Origin of the sequence: Hymenobacter crusticola (assembly GCF_002154225.1) — a bacterium.
GTDB classification, from domain to species: domain Bacteria; phylum Bacteroidota; class Bacteroidia; order Cytophagales; family Hymenobacteraceae; genus Hymenobacter; species Hymenobacter crusticola.
Window position 1 is genome coordinate 1 of record NZ_MTSE01000023.1, and the last position, 15,438, is coordinate 15,438.

General features: G+C 57.7%; 16 protein-coding genes. 7 read left to right on the forward strand and 9 right to left on the reverse strand.

Annotated elements, in window-relative coordinates:
* Positions 1–185: 185 nt before the first annotated feature.
* The gene (locus BXP70_RS30010) at positions 186–428 is read left to right on the forward strand and encodes a transposase (RefSeq protein WP_179197811.1); all 243 of its coding nucleotides are present in this window, start codon (positions 186–188) and stop codon (positions 426–428) included.
* Here the strand turns inward: BXP70_RS30010 and BXP70_RS24225 are convergent.
* The 3 genes from BXP70_RS24225 to BXP70_RS24230 all read right to left on the reverse strand — a co-directional run bounded on the left by BXP70_RS24225 (position 347) and on the right by BXP70_RS24230 (position 2,250).
* Positions 347–985, reverse strand: coding sequence for a Kelch repeat-containing protein (locus BXP70_RS24225; protein WP_086596713.1), 639 nt, complete (start codon positions 983–985; stop codon positions 347–349). The two genes, BXP70_RS30010 and BXP70_RS24225, sit on opposite strands and share 82 nt — an antisense overlap.
* Positions 891–1,211: a hypothetical protein gene (locus BXP70_RS30015; protein WP_179197812.1), complete on the reverse strand. Its 321-nt coding sequence runs from the start codon at positions 1,209–1,211 to the stop codon at positions 891–893. Before BXP70_RS30015 ends, BXP70_RS24225 begins: the two co-directional genes overlap by 95 nt.
* Before the next feature lie 595 nt (positions 1,212–1,806).
* Complete coding sequence (locus tag BXP70_RS24230; protein WP_179197813.1) at positions 1,807–2,250, reverse strand: VOC family protein; 444 nt, start codon at positions 2,248–2,250, stop codon at positions 1,807–1,809.
* A 245-nt stretch (positions 2,251–2,495) separates the two neighbouring features.
* Between BXP70_RS24230 and BXP70_RS30650 the strand changes: the two genes are divergently transcribed.
* The 6 genes from BXP70_RS30650 (at position 2,496) to BXP70_RS24260 (ending at position 9,263) form a co-directional block, all read left to right on the forward strand.
* Entirely contained in the window at positions 2,496–2,681 is a 186-nt protein-coding gene (locus tag BXP70_RS30650) for a winged helix-turn-helix transcriptional regulator (RefSeq protein ID WP_317044487.1), read from the forward strand.
* 518 nt (positions 2,682–3,199) lie between these two features.
* Positions 3,200–3,406, forward strand: coding sequence for an aldo/keto reductase (locus tag BXP70_RS24240; protein ID WP_086596715.1), 207 nt, complete (start codon positions 3,200–3,202; stop codon positions 3,404–3,406).
* On the forward strand, positions 3,403–4,323 hold the full coding sequence (locus BXP70_RS24245; RefSeq protein WP_086596716.1) for a helix-turn-helix domain-containing protein: 921 nt from the start codon (positions 3,403–3,405) through the stop codon (positions 4,321–4,323). The genes BXP70_RS24240 and BXP70_RS24245 overlap by 4 nt, the downstream gene beginning before the upstream one ends.
* Positions 4,324–4,531: 208 nt before the next feature.
* Positions 4,532–6,022, forward strand: coding sequence for an aldehyde dehydrogenase family protein (locus tag BXP70_RS24250; protein WP_086596717.1), 1,491 nt, complete (start codon positions 4,532–4,534; stop codon positions 6,020–6,022).
* Between the two features lie 1,179 nt (positions 6,023–7,201).
* On the forward strand, positions 7,202–8,122 hold the full coding sequence (locus BXP70_RS24255) for a helix-turn-helix domain-containing protein (protein WP_086596718.1): 921 nt from the start codon (positions 7,202–7,204) through the stop codon (positions 8,120–8,122).
* 100 nt (positions 8,123–8,222) lie between these two features.
* Positions 8,223–9,263, forward strand: a complete 1,041-nt coding sequence (locus BXP70_RS24260) for an NAD(P)-dependent alcohol dehydrogenase (RefSeq protein ID WP_086596719.1) — start codon at positions 8,223–8,225, stop codon at positions 9,261–9,263.
* A gap of 531 nt (positions 9,264–9,794) precedes the next feature.
* On the opposite strand, the gene BXP70_RS24265 is transcribed toward BXP70_RS24260, so the two are convergent.
* From BXP70_RS24265 to BXP70_RS24290, 6 genes are all read right to left on the reverse strand, one after another.
* Positions 9,795–10,616, reverse strand: coding sequence for an SDR family oxidoreductase (locus BXP70_RS24265; RefSeq protein ID WP_086596720.1), 822 nt, complete (start codon positions 10,614–10,616; stop codon positions 9,795–9,797).
* 216 nt (positions 10,617–10,832) lie between these two features.
* Positions 10,833–11,219, reverse strand: coding sequence for a hypothetical protein (locus BXP70_RS24270; protein WP_086596721.1), 387 nt, complete (start codon positions 11,217–11,219; stop codon positions 10,833–10,835).
* A 118-nt stretch (positions 11,220–11,337) separates the two neighbouring features.
* Entirely contained in the window at positions 11,338–12,165 is an 828-nt protein-coding gene (locus tag BXP70_RS24275; protein ID WP_086596722.1) for a helix-turn-helix domain-containing protein, read from the reverse strand.
* Between the two features lie 323 nt (positions 12,166–12,488).
* Complete coding sequence (locus tag BXP70_RS24280; RefSeq protein WP_086596723.1) at positions 12,489–13,907, reverse strand: M20/M25/M40 family metallo-hydrolase; 1,419 nt, start codon at positions 13,905–13,907, stop codon at positions 12,489–12,491.
* Complete coding sequence (locus BXP70_RS24285; protein ID WP_086596724.1) at positions 13,904–14,344, reverse strand: Rid family detoxifying hydrolase; 441 nt, start codon at positions 14,342–14,344, stop codon at positions 13,904–13,906. The genes BXP70_RS24280 and BXP70_RS24285 overlap by 4 nt, the downstream gene beginning before the upstream one ends.
* A 95-nt stretch (positions 14,345–14,439) precedes the next feature.
* Positions 14,440–15,363: an MBL fold metallo-hydrolase gene (locus BXP70_RS24290; RefSeq protein WP_218779860.1), complete on the reverse strand. Its 924-nt coding sequence runs from the start codon at positions 15,361–15,363 to the stop codon at positions 14,440–14,442.
* Positions 15,364–15,438 lie beyond the last annotated feature (75 nt).

Below are 15,438 nucleotides of genomic sequence, written 5' to 3' on the forward strand. Positions count from 1 at the left end.
TAGAGAGAGGATGCAAGGCAAGAAGCAGTTCTCCGATCAAGTGGTCACGTACTTTCGGCTCTCCGAGCGGGTACCCACCCATAACTTCTACCGCCGACTCGACGAGTTACTATGACGTAGACTTCCTCTACGAGGCCACACGCGAGCTCTACAGCCACACGGAGCAGCCCTCATTGGACCCGGTCGTGTTCTTCAAGCTCGTACTGGTGGGCTACTTAGAAAATATCACCAATGATCGGCGCCTACTCGAGCACTGTGCGATGCGGCTGGACCTGCTCTACTTTCTGGGCTACGAGCTCGACGAAGCCCTGCCCTGGCACTCGACCGTAAGCCGTACCCGCCAGCTCTATCCGGCTACCGTGTTCGAGCAACTCTTCGACCGCGTCTTTGGCCTGTGCGTGCAACAGGGCCTGGTGGCCGGGTTATAGACCTCGTGCACCGCCGAGGCAGCTAAAGTGCTGGTCACCCCGCCAATGACGTGGATCAGACCGGCGGCATCGGTGATGGCCGCCTGCCCGTTGCGGGCGGTGGGCATGGGCGCCCCGGCCGTCCAGCTATCCGTGGTCGGGTTGTAGATCTGGGTGTTGTTAACGACAACGGCAGTAGTAGTATAGCCGCCAAAGACGTAGATGCTGCCGTCAGCGCCCGCGGCCGCGGCGGCCTCGAAGGCGCCCGTAGGCAGGGCGGCAATCGTACTCCAGGTGTTGGTGCGCACGTTGTAGCGGAAAGCGTTGCGCGTAGAAGCATTGCCACCGAAACCGTAGAGAAAGTCCCCACTGGCCGCCACGGCCTGGGAGCGTTCGGCCACGGGCATGGGCGCGCCGCTACTCCAGGTATTGGTCGCCGTGTTGTAGATCTCCAGGCTGTTGAAGACGGTACCCGGTATCGAGTTATTGGTGGTGGCAATGTAGCCACCCCACGTGTAGATGTTGTTGCCGATGGCCGCGGCTCCGTGCTGGCTGCGCCGTTGCGTGAGCGGGGCCACCGGCGTCCAAGCCGGGACTACTAGAACTTGTGGCGCCGGGGTGCCTACGGCCTGGGCGGCGTGCTGCGCGGGCGGCTGGCGGCCCGGGGGCGTCCACGGGCCGGGCGCCCGTGGGGAGCGGTTCCGCCTGTTGAGCGTACGCCCCTAGGCTAGCGGCGAAAAGGCCCAGCAGGCCCGCGGCCCGCCGGCCCCAGGCCGCGGTCAGATGGAGTAAGGGTTGGGTCATGGAGAAGGGGAAATAATGGAAGATAACAGCAGGTACTCGGCTCAATAGCAGGGAGGAAACAGCAGAAGAAGGCGCTCTTGACTAAAATAATTGAAACTTAATCTGCTGATAGTGAAACTAGATATCAACGACCGGCGGTGGCGTGTAGATGACCGTTTTTGGTCGGTGGCGCTTGGTGGGTTGTTCCACAGGATTGACTGCTGGAAGCACTGGCAAGCGAACCCCCTGATTGCGACCGAACCCCCGTTAAGGTCTCTGCTATAACGGTAGCCAGGCGCCCATACACTCTTCCAATCCTGCGTTTAGAAAACGTGACAAGCGCGAACCTACGCTCTAGCCACTGGGTTCGGTTGAGCTAGTTACCGGGTTAGATAGGCCGTAAGAAGCGGAGGCCCCAATGCGAATAAATACTTCGTTCTCAAGCATCAGCACCATGTGCACAGGTTCGCTGCCTAGCTGTGGTATCAACCGCGTCATATCCGACTCTGCGGGCTCTTAAAAGCCGATCAATTCGAGTCCGATAGAAGTGGGCGGGACCATAAAGCGCGCTTTTCAGGCGCCCTTTTGCAAAAAGAACCCCGTTTACGCTTACTGCTTAAGTAGTTGGTTCTTTCTGAAAGATATTAATGAAATTGCCATCATTGTCCCGTATCATCGTCGAAAAGTTGCCCTGCCCCGAAAGGTCCACTCCTTTCCAGGCAAAGGTCACGCCCTTTTCTTCCAGCTCCACGGTCGCCCGGTGCAGGTCGTTCACCTGCAGCACCAGCGATTTGTTGCCGATGGGCAATAAGTGATTCGGCGCATCGGCAAACATTTCGTCGAGGCGAAAGCCATCTTTCGCCTGTAACACTTCCAGCCGAATATCAGCCAATTGCAGAAAGGCGACTTGCGCACCGATGGCCGGAAAAGCTGTTCTCGTCAGCACCTTAAAACCAAGGGTGGTTTCGTACCAGTGGATGGTTTTTTCGATATCCGATACGGTGAAGGCCAGATTATGCAAACCAAGGCTTTGCAAGCCATTAGCTGAGGAAGGGTTCATAGGACGTGGAGGTGATGAAGTAACTGCTCGCTGAAAAGAGAGGCAACCCGATGTATGTTTGCTTGTAAATTGCAAGTGCAAAGGTACAGTCATTTACTTTTAATTTGCAAGTGCAATTTATAGAGCAGCTAACGCCTCGTCCCGACTGCCCCATCAGCTTTTCCCGGGATGTGCTGGGTGATAAGTGGGCGCTCTTGATTTTGCGCGACCTGGTATTCGCTGGCAAATCGACCTAGGGTGAGTTCCTGCAGTCGGCCGAAAAGATGGCGACCAACCTCCTAGCCAACCGGCTGGCCACGCTCGAATCTCAGGGTTTTGTTGCCAAAGAAGTTGCGGCTGATAAGCGGTCGAAATTCACCTACCGCCTTACGGAGAAAGGCCTAGACTTGCTCCCGCTCCTCCTAGAAATTACCCTTTGGGGACCTAAGTAGCTTCCAGCCGGAGGCAAGGCCTCCCTGCTCCAGGAGCTGGCAGCCGATAAGGAGACCACTGTCCAGAAATATTGCCAGCTCGTGCAGGCTCGAAATGCCAGCTAATAGCTACCGAATTTGTCCCAGCGGCCACCGCACAAGGTCATTGATGGGTGATGTTACCCGGCTAGCTGATGGCTTAGGCAGCGCGCTATCGACCCTTTCTGTAAACAGATAATGGAGGTATCGGTGGGCTAAAGGTTGTAATCAAAACGTTCCTGAAGACACCTCCACGCATACTCCATAGAAAGCCCCTCGATAGATAGCCGATGAGGCTTCTTATTCGAGGAAATGTAGCGCGTATTCGCTTCCCAATTGCAGCCTTTCAATCGACGCGGTAACCCCGGCGATTGAGCCTAATCGGAATGTCCGGGGATTTGTGTACTAAAAGCGCTGGTTTGTATACCTCTGGAGTTTAGTGAGTACCGGACCTTTGTAGAGTACATCAAGCACTTCTTTTAAGGTCAACCCCACGGATTATGAGCATTCTCAAACAAGTAGCGCTGGGCCGCCAGGGCCTGCACGCATCGGCCGAAGGCCGGGGCCTGATGGGCCTGACGGGAATGGCCGGCGGGCAGATGAGCGTGTACGGCGCCGACGACGAAACGGAAAGCATCGCCACCATTCACCGCGCCCGGGAACTGGGCGTAACCCTGCTCGACACGGCCGACATCTTTTGGGTATGAAACATCCCGCTAAAGAATTCCAGGTACTGGCCACGGTGACGGATTACACCCGTTTTTGCGGCCTGCCCGCGCCCGCTCACCCGCTGCTCACGCTCATCGATCTGGAACTGGCCCGCAACCAGCCGTCGCCGGCGCGGCTCACCCCCATCGTGCAGCAACTCTACACTGTCTGGCTTAAGCGCGACTTCAAAGGGCGCCTACATTACGGGCATCAGTCCTACGACTTCAGCGAGGGCGTACTGGGCTTCGTGGCCCCCGGCCAAGTGTTTTCCGTGGACGAAATGTTGGACGTTTCCGAACTCAGTGGGTGGATGCTGGTCTTTCATCCCGATCTGTTGCTGAAATATCCGCTGGGCCAGAAAATGGCCGGCTACGGCTTCTTCTCCTACCAAGTGCACGAGGCCCTGCACATCTCGGCCCAGGAGGAAAAGGTGCTCGATGGCCTGATGGCCACCATCCGGGACGAGTACGAGCGGCCCATTGACGCCTTCAGCCGGGACGTGCTGGTCGCGCAAATCGAGCAGCTGCTCAGCTACGCCAACCGATTTTACCACCGCCAGTTCCTGACCCGGCGCGCCCCCGAGCGCGACCAACTGAGTCGCTTCGAGGTCCTGCTCGCCGGCTACTTCGCGCAGGACGGCACCTTGCCCCTGCCCACGGTGCACTACTTTGCCGAGGCGTTGCACGTCTCGCCCGCATACCTCAGCGACATGCTGCGCTCCCTCACGGGCCAAAACACGCAGCAGCACATCCACCACGCCCTGCTTGAAAAAGCCAAGCGTTTACTACTGACCACCTCGTTGTCAATCAACGAAACCGCCTTTCAACTCGGCTTTGAGTACCCGCAATACTTCAACCGGTTGTTCAAGAGCAAAACGGGCCTGACCCCCGCCGCCTTTCGCCGCTCGGCCAATTAAGCGGCCGGGAAGCCAGGCCGTAGCCTGCCAGTGGCTTTTACGGGTAATCGAACCCGCCGCCTAACCTCCCGCCCAACAGACCCTTTTGGATGGCTTCGGCCCTTATGGCTTTCGTGCTGAAAGCCGACGGGCTGCCTTATGCCTTTTAGCAAGGCCATTGCCTGCATTTTTTATTGTCCATCACCTTTTTAATCAACCACTTCTCTTTATGAATAACGTAATTGAAACGGATTCGCGCGTCAACCAAGCCGCGTTGAACTTCATCGCCAACGGCCCCAAGCACTTGCTGATTGACGGGCACTGGGTGCCGGCCGTGTCCGGCCGCACGTTTGACGTTATCGACCCAGCCACCGAGCAGGTGCTGACCAGGGTGGCCGAAGCCGACAAAGCCGACGTGGAACTGGCCGTGCAGGCCGCTCGCCGGGCTTTCGAGCACCCGTCCTGGGCCACCATGAGCCCCCACGCCCGGGAGGCCTGCCTCATTCGGATTGCCGAACTCATTGAGGCCAACGCCGAAGAGTTGGCCACCATTGAATCGTTGGATAACGGCATGCCCATGGGCATGGCGCATTTCTCCGTAACCGCCGCTGCCAACACCTTCCGCTACTACGCCGGCTGGCCCACCAAAGCCTACGGCAAGACCAACCCCACGGATGGTTCTTCCTTCAGCTATACCCTGCGCGAGCCCATCGGGGTGTGCGGGGCCATCATCCCCTGGAACGGACCGTTCATGTTCGCGGCCTGGAAAATAGCGCCGGCCATCGCCTTCGGCAACACCGTGGTCATCAAGCCCTCTGAGTTAACACCGCTTTCCATTCTGCGTCTCGGGGAATTGCTGCTCGAGGCCGGGTTGCCGGCCGGCGTGGTGAACATCGTGCCCGGTTACGGGCAAACCGTGGGGGCCGCCATCGTGGAGCATCCGGACGTTGATAAGATTGCCTTCACCGGCTCCACGGCCGTGGGCAAAGGCATTCTACGGGCTTCGGCCGACACAATGAAAAAAGTGACGTTGGAGTTGGGGGGCAAAAGCCCCTTCGTCATCTTCCCAGATGCGGACCTGGACAAAGCCATTCAAATGGCCGTGGTGGGCTTTACGGGCAACTCCGGGCAGGCCTGTACCGCCGGTAGCCGCGTGTTCATCCACGAGAGTATTTACGAGGAAGTGGCCGCCAAAATCGTGGCCATTGCCAACCAGTTGGTCATCGGGCCGGGCCTGAACCCCGCCACGCAAATGGGGCCTATTACCACCGAAAAGCAGTTCGAAAAAATCGAATCCTACGTGGCCATTGGCCACGCCGACGGCGCCACGCTGGCCGCTGGGGGCGCGCGGGTGGGCACCAAAGGCTTTTTCATCCAGCCCACGGTGTTCACGCACGTAACCAATGGCATGCGCCTGGCCCAAGAGGAAATATTCGGTCCGGTGGTGGCCCTCATTGCCTTCACCGACGAAGACGACGCGGTGCTGCAAGGCAACGACGTGTCCTACGGCTTGGCCGCTTCCATCTGGACCAAAGACTTGAACCGCGCCCACCGCGTGGCCAGCGCCCTGAAAGCCGGCACCGTGTGGGTCAACACTATGTACGAAATGGACCCCATCTCCCCGTTCGGCGGCTTCAAGCAATCGGGCCTGGGCAAGGAGTTGGGCGCCGAGTCTGTGGATGCCTACACGCAGATTAAATCGGTAGTGGTTCGGTATTGAGTCACAAGCGAAGCAGGGCAAGGCAATCAACCGGTGATTGCCTTGCCCTGCTCGCACCGTTGCTACCCTCGGCAGGACTGACGCTTAGTCCCTCAACAGGTTATTACGTCATTGTTGTGTTCCCCCCCCTGCCGCGCGGTTGGGAAGACGTTTGCTTTGTTCCCACCTTCTATGTCATTGCTTCACCAGTCAAAAAACCTGTTATTCGACCACCGATGGTCCGATTTTTTACTGTCGTTGATTCCGGTTGAATTTTGCCTAGCGGTGGACTTTTCCACTGTTTCGTGTATCCGCTGGCCTCTTCGGCAACCTGGGACGGGGTTGCGGAAAATAATTCTTTCTCTACACTATGCTACCCAAGGGAAGTAGGGCGATTAAACGCCTTATTTACGTTCATGGAAAACCTGCCGGAGCTTCCACCTGGGTGGAAACTAACCTACGATAAAGTCTCCAACGGGGTGTATGAAATGGCAGTTAACGTGGCAACGTGGGCCGAAAGTCGAGACGCTAGGGACTGATTTTGAAGCCATGTTGGCATGGTGTATAGCGTCGGCACTTGGCATTGAAGATTTGATGCGCCGAAGAGGTTCCATTCCATAAAACGCTCGTTTCGCGACTCGAGCCGTTTGTGCTTACCCCCCTTTGCTGAACGCCGAAAGCAGGCCATCCACCTGGTACCCAACGGCCCAAATGGCAGAGAGTGAGTACACACGTCTACGAATCATAGTTTACGAAACGCATCCTTTGGTGGCGTTTCGTAAACTATGATTCGTAGACGCGTTTTCGGTGGCCACCAATCGCCTTACGGGCCCCACTTTTTGAACCACCTACAGGGTCCCGGAAGAAACAAATCACCGAGCTGGTCTGATACCTCCGAAAGGCGTGCCTTTCCGGTCCCTACCAGGTGTCGTCAGCGGGCGGCGGCACGCCTTGGCTTCGGGTCACCGAACGGCTATCCGTTTGACTTTTGTACCAAAGCCATTTTGCCAGCTAAACGGTTGGTCGCTTATCTTTTTAAGTATCGCTCTTCAGGTAATTGGTCGATTGTAGCACAAATTTTCGACTTGTGCGAGTGACGCATACTATCATAGAAGGTAGTTACCTAGGTAGTCTACACGGCAGTAACGTGCTGTTTAATTATAAGTTATGCTTTTATAGTCGCTCTTTTTAAAGCCGCTCATGTCGCCTCGCGAATCCCTCGGCCAGTTTCACCAGCACTACTTGCAGCAGCATCTGCCGCAAGTGCCGCAGCCGTTCAACGTCTTTCCCATTGCCACCGGGGTAAGTCAGCCGAGCCTGCCCTACAGCCGACGCGATTTTTACCAAATTAGCCTCTACACGGGCGGCACCACGCAACTGCAATACGCGGGGCACTCGCTGCGGATTGAGAGCCCCGCGCTGCTGCTCTACAATCCGCTCGCCCCCTATGCCTGCACGCCGATTGAGCCGCTGCATGGGTATTGTTGTCTGTTTACCACCGAGTTTCTGCCGACGCCGGGGCAAGGGGTGCCGTGGGTAGATTCCCCCTTGTTTCAGCTGGGCGCTAGCCCCGTGTTTCTGCTCACCGACGAGCAGTGCGCCTTCCTAACCCAGCTTTTCGAGCAGATGCTGGCCGAGGTCAACTCCGCGTACCGCTACAAGTTCGACCTGCTACGCACGCACGTGCACTTGCTGCTGCACGAGGTACTGCGCATGCAACCCGACGTGCCGCAACTGGCCGACCCGAGTGCGGCCAGCCGCCTAGCCACCCAGTTTTTGCAGGCGTTAGCCGCGCAGTTTCCCGTCGCGTCACCCGCCCTACCCCTGCCGTTGCATACGGCCGAGGCCTTTGCCCAGCACTTGGGCGTGCACGTTAACTACCTGAGCCGGGTGCTGCGCGACGTAACGGGGCAACCGACCAGCGCGCACCTGGCGGCGCGTATTACACAGGAAGCCAAGCGCTTGCTACAGCACGCCGACTGGCCCATTGCCGACGTGGCCGAGGCACTGGGCTTCGCCGACCCCACGTACTTCAACCACTTTTTTCGCAAGCACGCGGGCACGTCGCCCAACGCATTCCGGCGGGCCGAGGCCGCGGCGCCCGGGCGGCTGGTCTGGTAAGGCAGGTTTGAATAAAACAAATTTTAGTGGGGTATTCGCTTAACCGGCCGGTGGGGGCCGCCGGACCTTTGTCGGGTTCACAAGTTTCTAATCCAACCCGATGCTAGCTGTTAAAGGATACGCCGCGCACGATGCGCAAACCGATTTAGCCCCTTGGACGTTCGAGCGCCGCGACCTGGCGCCCCACGACGTGCAAATTGAAATTCTGTACTGTGGCGTGTGCCACACCGACTGGCACCTGCTGCGCAACGAATGGGGACACAGCCAATTTCCACTGGTGCCCGGCCACGAAATGGTGGGCCGCGTGGTGGCCGTGGGCGCGCACGCCCAGAAGTTTAAGGTCGGTGACCTGGCTGGCGGCGGCGTGATGGTCGATTCGTGCCGCCACTGCCCCGACTGCGAGAATGGGCAGGAGCAATTCTGCCAGGTAAGTCCCGTGCAGACCTACAACAGCACCGGCCACGACGGGCTACCCACCTACGGCGGCTACAGCAACCACAACGTGGTACACGAAGACTTTGCCCACCGCATTTCCGAGAAGCTGGAGCTGGCCGCCGTGGCCCCACTGCTCTGCGCCGGCATCACCACCTACTCGCCTCTGCGGCGCTGGCAGGTAGGCCCCGGCCACAAGCTGGCCGTGGTAGGCCTGGGCGGCCTGGGGCACATGGGCGTCAAATTCGGCGTGGCCTTTGGGGCCGACGTGACCGTGCTCAGCACCTCCGAAGCCAAGCGCGAAGATGCCAAAGCGCTGGGCGCGCACTACTTTGTCGTCACCAAGAACGCCGCCGAAGTAGCGGCCGTGCAGGGGCAGTTTGATTTTATTTTGGATACGGTGGCGGCCGACCACGACATCAACCTGTACCTGCCCCTGCTGCGGACCAACGGCACCTACATCAACGTGGGCCTGCCGCTGGCGCCCTTACAGGTGCCTTCTTTCAGCCTGGCCAATGGCAACAAAACGGTGACCGGCTCGGGGGCCGGGGGCCTGACTGAAACCCAGGAAATGCTGGATTTCTGCGCCGAGCACAACTTGGTGTCGGACATCGAATTGATTGACATTAAGGATATTCACTCCGCTTTCGAGCGCATGCTGAAAGGGGACGTATGCTACCGCTTTGTCATTGACATGGCCACGTTGTAAGGGCTATCGCCAATGCCAGCCGCTAGCTTAGACAGCTGCTCGAACCAAAGGGAGAAAGAACAGCTGATTCGGGCAGGTATTCTTTCTCCCTTTGGTTCAACTAACTAATTGTAGTTATATGAGCACGCTTGGAATCGCATTGGGTGTGCTTGGTGGTGGGTTGTACTTTGGCGGGGGGAGGGGCTGCTACTGTCGCGTTTAAGCAACTCATGTCTCTTAGTAGTTTCGTTAACTTTAATCGTAAAGGAGCTTCTTAAACTCCGCCAGTCCTGCACGGGCCTATTGGCCACCTTTTGCCGAGGAAGGAAGAGAGTTTAGGAAACCGAGCCCTTTACCCTAGACCACAGCTACACTACCTAAGTTAGGTTGGGCTACCGCGCCCTGCAGTTGGATGATGAAGCGTCGAGCCGTCACCTAGCCCGCTTGAAGGAACCGGCCACCTGTAGCAAGTCCGTCCACTTGTCATCGATGTAGCCGTTACTGAGGGCTGTATTTCTCAGTTGGTTTCGGCAGAAAGCGGTAGTACAGGCACTACACGCTTGGGTGCTTCACCACTTTCGGCAACCCGAACTGGTTAGCAACACCTTGGCGGAAAGCTTCGGGGCCAGCAGTTAGGCGCTGGGCGTAGGCAGCCACGGCATCGGCTCCGGCCGGGTAGCGAAGCTGGTCTTGCTGATCGGTTGCGGCTTGGTACACCACTTCGGCAATGGCCTCGGCGGGAGCGAACGGTATTCCTTCGTGGCTGCTCATCAGCTGCTGCAGCAAGCCGGCGTATGCTTTTTGCTCCGCTACTTCGAGCGAGCGGCCCGTAAAGTCGGTGGCAGTGGCACCGGGCGAAATCGTTTTGATGTCGATGTTATGCAAGGCCAGTTCAAACGACATGCTCTCGCTCCAGCCCTCAATGGCCCACTTGGCGGCGTGATAAATCGAGCACAGCGGGAAGGCGATGAATCCACCCATGGACGTGGTACTGAGAATGCGGCCGGACTTGCGGGCTCGCAAATGGGGTAGAAAGGCCTTCGTTACCCGGATAACGCCCAGAAGGTTGGTGTTGAGAAGCTGCGTAAGCTGCTCTTCCGACGTGGCTTCGAGGGCACCCATAAGGCCATAGCCGGCGTTGTTGAATACCACGTCGACAGGGTGCAGAGCGATGGCACGCTGCACGGTGTCGGTAATTTGAGCCGGGTCGGTCACGTCTAACGGTAGCAGGTGGACGCCCGGCAGTGATGGCAACTCGGTTTCGTGCTCGGGATGCCGCATGGTGGCAATGACATTCCAGCCCCGAGCGGCGAACAGTTTGGCTGTGGCTTTCCCTAATCCCGACGAAGCGCCGGTAATGAAGATAGTTGACATGGTAATGAAAAAAGGGGGTGAAAAGGACTAAAAGAGCGGGCGGGGACGCAACTACTCTTGCTCACGCCGGCGTAGCCGGGCGCGTAAAAGTTGGCCTGTAAACAGTCAAAAAATCTACTTTATAGTGTCCAGCGCGTGGCGCCTATGCTCCGTACTGAGCTTCGGCCAGTCGCTGCCGGTATAAATAACGGGCAGCACAAGGGCGATACCTGAAAATTATCCTACTTGCTCCCGTCCCGAGAAGGAACAGTAGAGCCACAAGGCCGCCACCAACAGCAGGGCTTCCAGCACGATCGTACCCCAAACGGAGTTGGCTACCGGCCACTTCAGCAGGTTGGCCCCTATTTTATACAACAGGACGGGGGCATAAAAACCGACCGAAATAAGCAGCCCCAGCCGGAAATAAGCCGGATCACGGGCCAGCAAGAAGAGAATAGCTAGGCCCAGTTGAAAGCCCCCGTATACGACTAGGTATTCAGCGCGGCCCTGCTCGGAGAGTGTGAGGAAGCCTAAGCCCGTAGCGGTACTTCGCGGGGCCCACGTGGACCGCACGGCGATACCGAAAAACAGCAGCGAGTCGAGGTACAGGTAACCTTGTGCCATGCGGTTGTGAGCTGGTTGGAGTAAAAGACCTTGCTAGTGTTGCTTACCAAAAGGGGGCACGGCAACAGGCGGACAGGGAGTAGCTAGGCCGCAGAATCGCTCCTCTAGGCCTTGCAAATCAGCGAGCTAGGGACGTCACGTACACGCTAGACGGCGGGTGGCCGAATAGTTGCTTGAATGCGTGAGAGAAGTGGGCCAAGCTTTCAAATCCTACTTCGTGGTACACGTCGGAGGGGCGCTTGTGCTCCTCTTGCAGCAGGTAGTGGGCTTCGGCCAGTCGCTGCTGGTAAAGCCACCGGGCGGGCGAGGTGCGAAAAATGCGGTGGAAGTCCCGCTTGAAGCTCGCCAAGCTCCGGCCGGTGAAGTACGCTAGCTGCCGCAGGTCCACGTTGAAGCGGAAATGCTGCCGCATAAAAGTTTCCAGGTCAATTTTGCCAGGCGGTGCGAAATGGAACAGCACCGACTGTAGGGCGGGCTGAGCCTGGAGAAGCAACCCCAGGGCTTCCTGCTGCTTTTGCTGGGCCAGTGGCGCCGGCAAAACCTGCTCGAAATACGGTAGTAGTGATTCGCAGAAGTGCTGAAGCGACGTCGTCATGGCTAGAGCCAACACGGCGGGGCTACCCGCTGGGGAGAACTCGGCTGCCCTAGCAACTGGCGCACTGGCTGCGAGCAGCATGGGCATGTCAAATAATATCGTAATGGCTCGGAAAGGCCCGTTTTCGGCCGGGTGCTTAGTGAACTTGGCCAAAAAGTTTTTGCGGGTAAACAGCAGACTTCCCGCTTCGAACACCTGGCTTTGCCCCGCTTCTTTTACCCCCAAGCGGCCCGCCAATAGGTAGGTCAGGCCGTGCATGGCCACGCACTGGTCAGCTTCTACATAGCGGGTCGCATACTGCGAGTAGATAATGCTTGGTGCAGTAAGGGGGGGCAAGGGCTCCGTTTTCATGTGTTTTCCTGGCTACAATTGCTAGCACAAAGATCGGAGGCTGCGGACACAGGGTGTTTGCGTAGAAAGCTCAACTTTCCGTTCAGTACTTGCCGAGCGTCTTGTTCAGCTGGCTGCCACCTAATCTGACTAGAAAGTCCGTCAGCAGCTGAAAGACGTGCTTCACAAGCAGTGAAAGCCGACAAGGCAGCCGGGACAATCACTTGAATAGCAAATTTCTATTACCAATGAGGGCGGCATCTATGTTAGCTTGTCAGAAAGTTGACTCCCAACTACCCAACAGGTTTTGAGGCTCTTGTATTTCATGCTGTTACCCAGATACCTCATAGGCCATACCTACTGATTAGGTACACCAACGCAGCTATACTAGCTCCCCCTAGTTCTAACTCCCGTCGGTTGACTTTGTCAAACGTATCAGCTGCCGTATGGTGTACATCAAATAGTCGTTGATCGTCCGGGTCGTAACTGATAAGCGCTTTAACCTGGGTTTTCAGGGGACCAATGTCGACGCCGCGTTGGTTGGCCGATAATTTATCGCTCTGGTAGGGTCGCAAGAGATGGCGCCAGCGCTGAAACGTAGTCAGCACTGCCGGCGAGGCCTCTACTCGAAAACCGCGCGGCGTAAATCCCCCAGCGTCCGACTCAATAGCCGCTAGGTGAGTTTCGCTGTTTTGTCTGGCCAGCTCGGCGTACGTAAGGCCGCCACGGTTGCCGTTCTCTTCGTTCATGAATAAGACAACGCGGATGGTGCGCTCAGGATGCAATCCCGTGGCCTTGAGCAAACGCAGCACTTCGATGCTTTGCACTGTACCAGCTCCGTCGTCGTGGGCGCCCTGTCCTAAGTCCCAGGAGTCCAAGTGGCCGCCCACAGTGATGATTTCCTCAGGGTAGGTCTGCCCGCGCCATTCCCCGACCACGTTGTAGCTCAGCACATCAGGCAGGGTTTGGCAGTGCATTTCGAGTTCCAGTTCCAGCCCCGGGGTGAGGCGCAGCTGGTGGCTGAGCTGCTCGGCGCCGAGCGTACTGATAGCTGCCGCGGGAATCTTCGGGGTTTGCTCTTCGTAGCGCACAGCTCCTGTATGAGGGAGATTATCATGAGCCAGGGTTAGACTACGAACCAGTACCCCTACGGCTCCCCTTCTGGCTGCCTGCACGGCGCCTTCATTGCGTTGATCCACGGCTTCGAAATAGGCCTGAAAAGTTTCACTATGCACAGGCTGAAGCGCTCGATTGAAAAAGACAATCTTGCCGGCCACCTCTAGGACGGGCAGTGCTGCCAGTTGGGCCCAGCTGTTGACTTCTACAACGCCAGCCCGTAAGCGCCCACCAGTGCCTATTGATCCCCCTAGTGCACACACGGCCAACGGCTGCTTGTTAGCCCGACCAATGCGCACGAACGCTTTTTCGCGAGCTCCCCGCACCCAATGCGGAACCAGTACTTCCTGCAGGTAAACCCGGTCAAGGCCCAAGTTTTCTAGGGTCTTTTTGCTCCAAGCCACAGCTTGCGCTGCCTGCGGTGAACCGCTCAACCGCCCGCCAATCCGAGTAGTCAAGTGGCGTAGATTCTCGTAACTCTGGCCCCGCAGCAGGGCCTCGTCATAGAGCCGGCGGATCGTCACCGAATCCTGCCGGGTCTGCGCGCTCGCTGCAAAAGATCCGACCAGTAACGCGATAACGCCGGACACCTTCCAACACCGGCGCAAGCCAAGCGGCGCGCGTAGGAATAAAAGCCACTGCATCATGGCCGGGCAGCAATTAGGGTGATTTCAACCTGTGCCTGGCCGGGAAGGGCTGTAACGGCCACGCAGGTGCGTGCCGGAAAATCTGCCGTAAAGTATTGGCGGTAGACCTCATTCAGCGCTACGTAGTGGGTCATATCCGTCAGGTAGATCGTCACGTTAACCACGTCCCGAAGAGTAAGGTGGTTGGCTTGCAGGCGTAGTTTCAGCGTTTGCAGGATCCGGTGCGTTTCGGCGGTTACGCCGCCTGTAACTAGGCGTCCGGTCTGGGGGTCCTGGCCAGTCTGGCCGGAGAAAAAAAACAGATTCTGGGCCACGACCACTGGGCGGTATGGTCCAGTTGAGGCCGGTACCTGCACCCGGTCGGTCGAAGGTTGTTGAGCGAGAGCGGTACTGATTCCGCCCAGTCCGAACAGAAAGCCAAAGACAAAACGCTTCATATAGGTAAGAATGTAAAAACTGAAGCCGCGCCCAGTGATGCCGGACGCGGCTGAATTAGCTGACAGTCAGCTTACTGGGACGCTGTGGCGCCTGCTTACTGGCCCGTGAAATAGGTGCTATAGTTCATCGGTACCCAGTCGTAGGCGTTGCCGGTAGCTCGCACGTGACCAATACCGGGAAAGGAGATGTGGTCGACAGCCACCCAGTAGCCTTCTTTGGCCGCTTCGGCGTAGGCCCGCGCCCGCGTAGCTGCCGCTGCCTTCGCATTGACGTCGTAGACAATCGTGACGCCCGGTTTGGGAAACTGCACAGCGGCTACGTGCATCATATCCCCCCAGAACACGAGTTTCTGCCCCTGGCTTTCCAGCGCGTAAAATGTGTGACCAGGCGTGTGGCCCGGGCTAGCAATGGTACGGATACCGGGCAGCAGCTCTACGTTGCCCGTAAATGGTTGCACTTTTCCGGCTGCCACATAGGGGCTGACCTTGCTTCGGGCTTCCAGAAAATACTTTTTGTTCTCCGCCGCGGCAGCTTTCAAGCTGGCCTCACTTAGCCAGAAATCCAGTTCGGCTTGGCTCACGTGCACGGTCGCATTCGGAAAGACGCGCTGGCTACCCGCCATGAGCCCGCCCGTATGGTCGGTATGAATGTGCGTAATCAGAATGTCGGTGATTTGCTCGGCCCGGTAGCCAGCGGCCTGCAACGTGGCGGGCAAGTGGCCTAGGGTAGGCCCCAATAAATCGCCCGTGCCGGTATCTACCAGCACCAACCGGTTTCCTACTTCCAACAAGTAGGCATTAACGGAGGCCTCCACTGGATAGCTCATGTGCGCCCGCTTGAGCAAGCGGTCCACTTCAGCCGGTGTTGTATTGGTCAGCAGCTCGTGCAGGGGCTGAGGCACGGTGCCATCCGAAAGGGCTGTTACGTTAACTGAGCCAATCTTTAAGCGGTAGTATCCTGGCTGCTGCCACGCGGAAGCGACAGGGATTTGCGCAGTGGCAGATGGACCTGCCCACATACCAGTAACTAGAAAAAAAGCGGCGGCAGTTTGCAGCACACGGGGTCGAATTCTACCCTTACATGCAATGTTTTC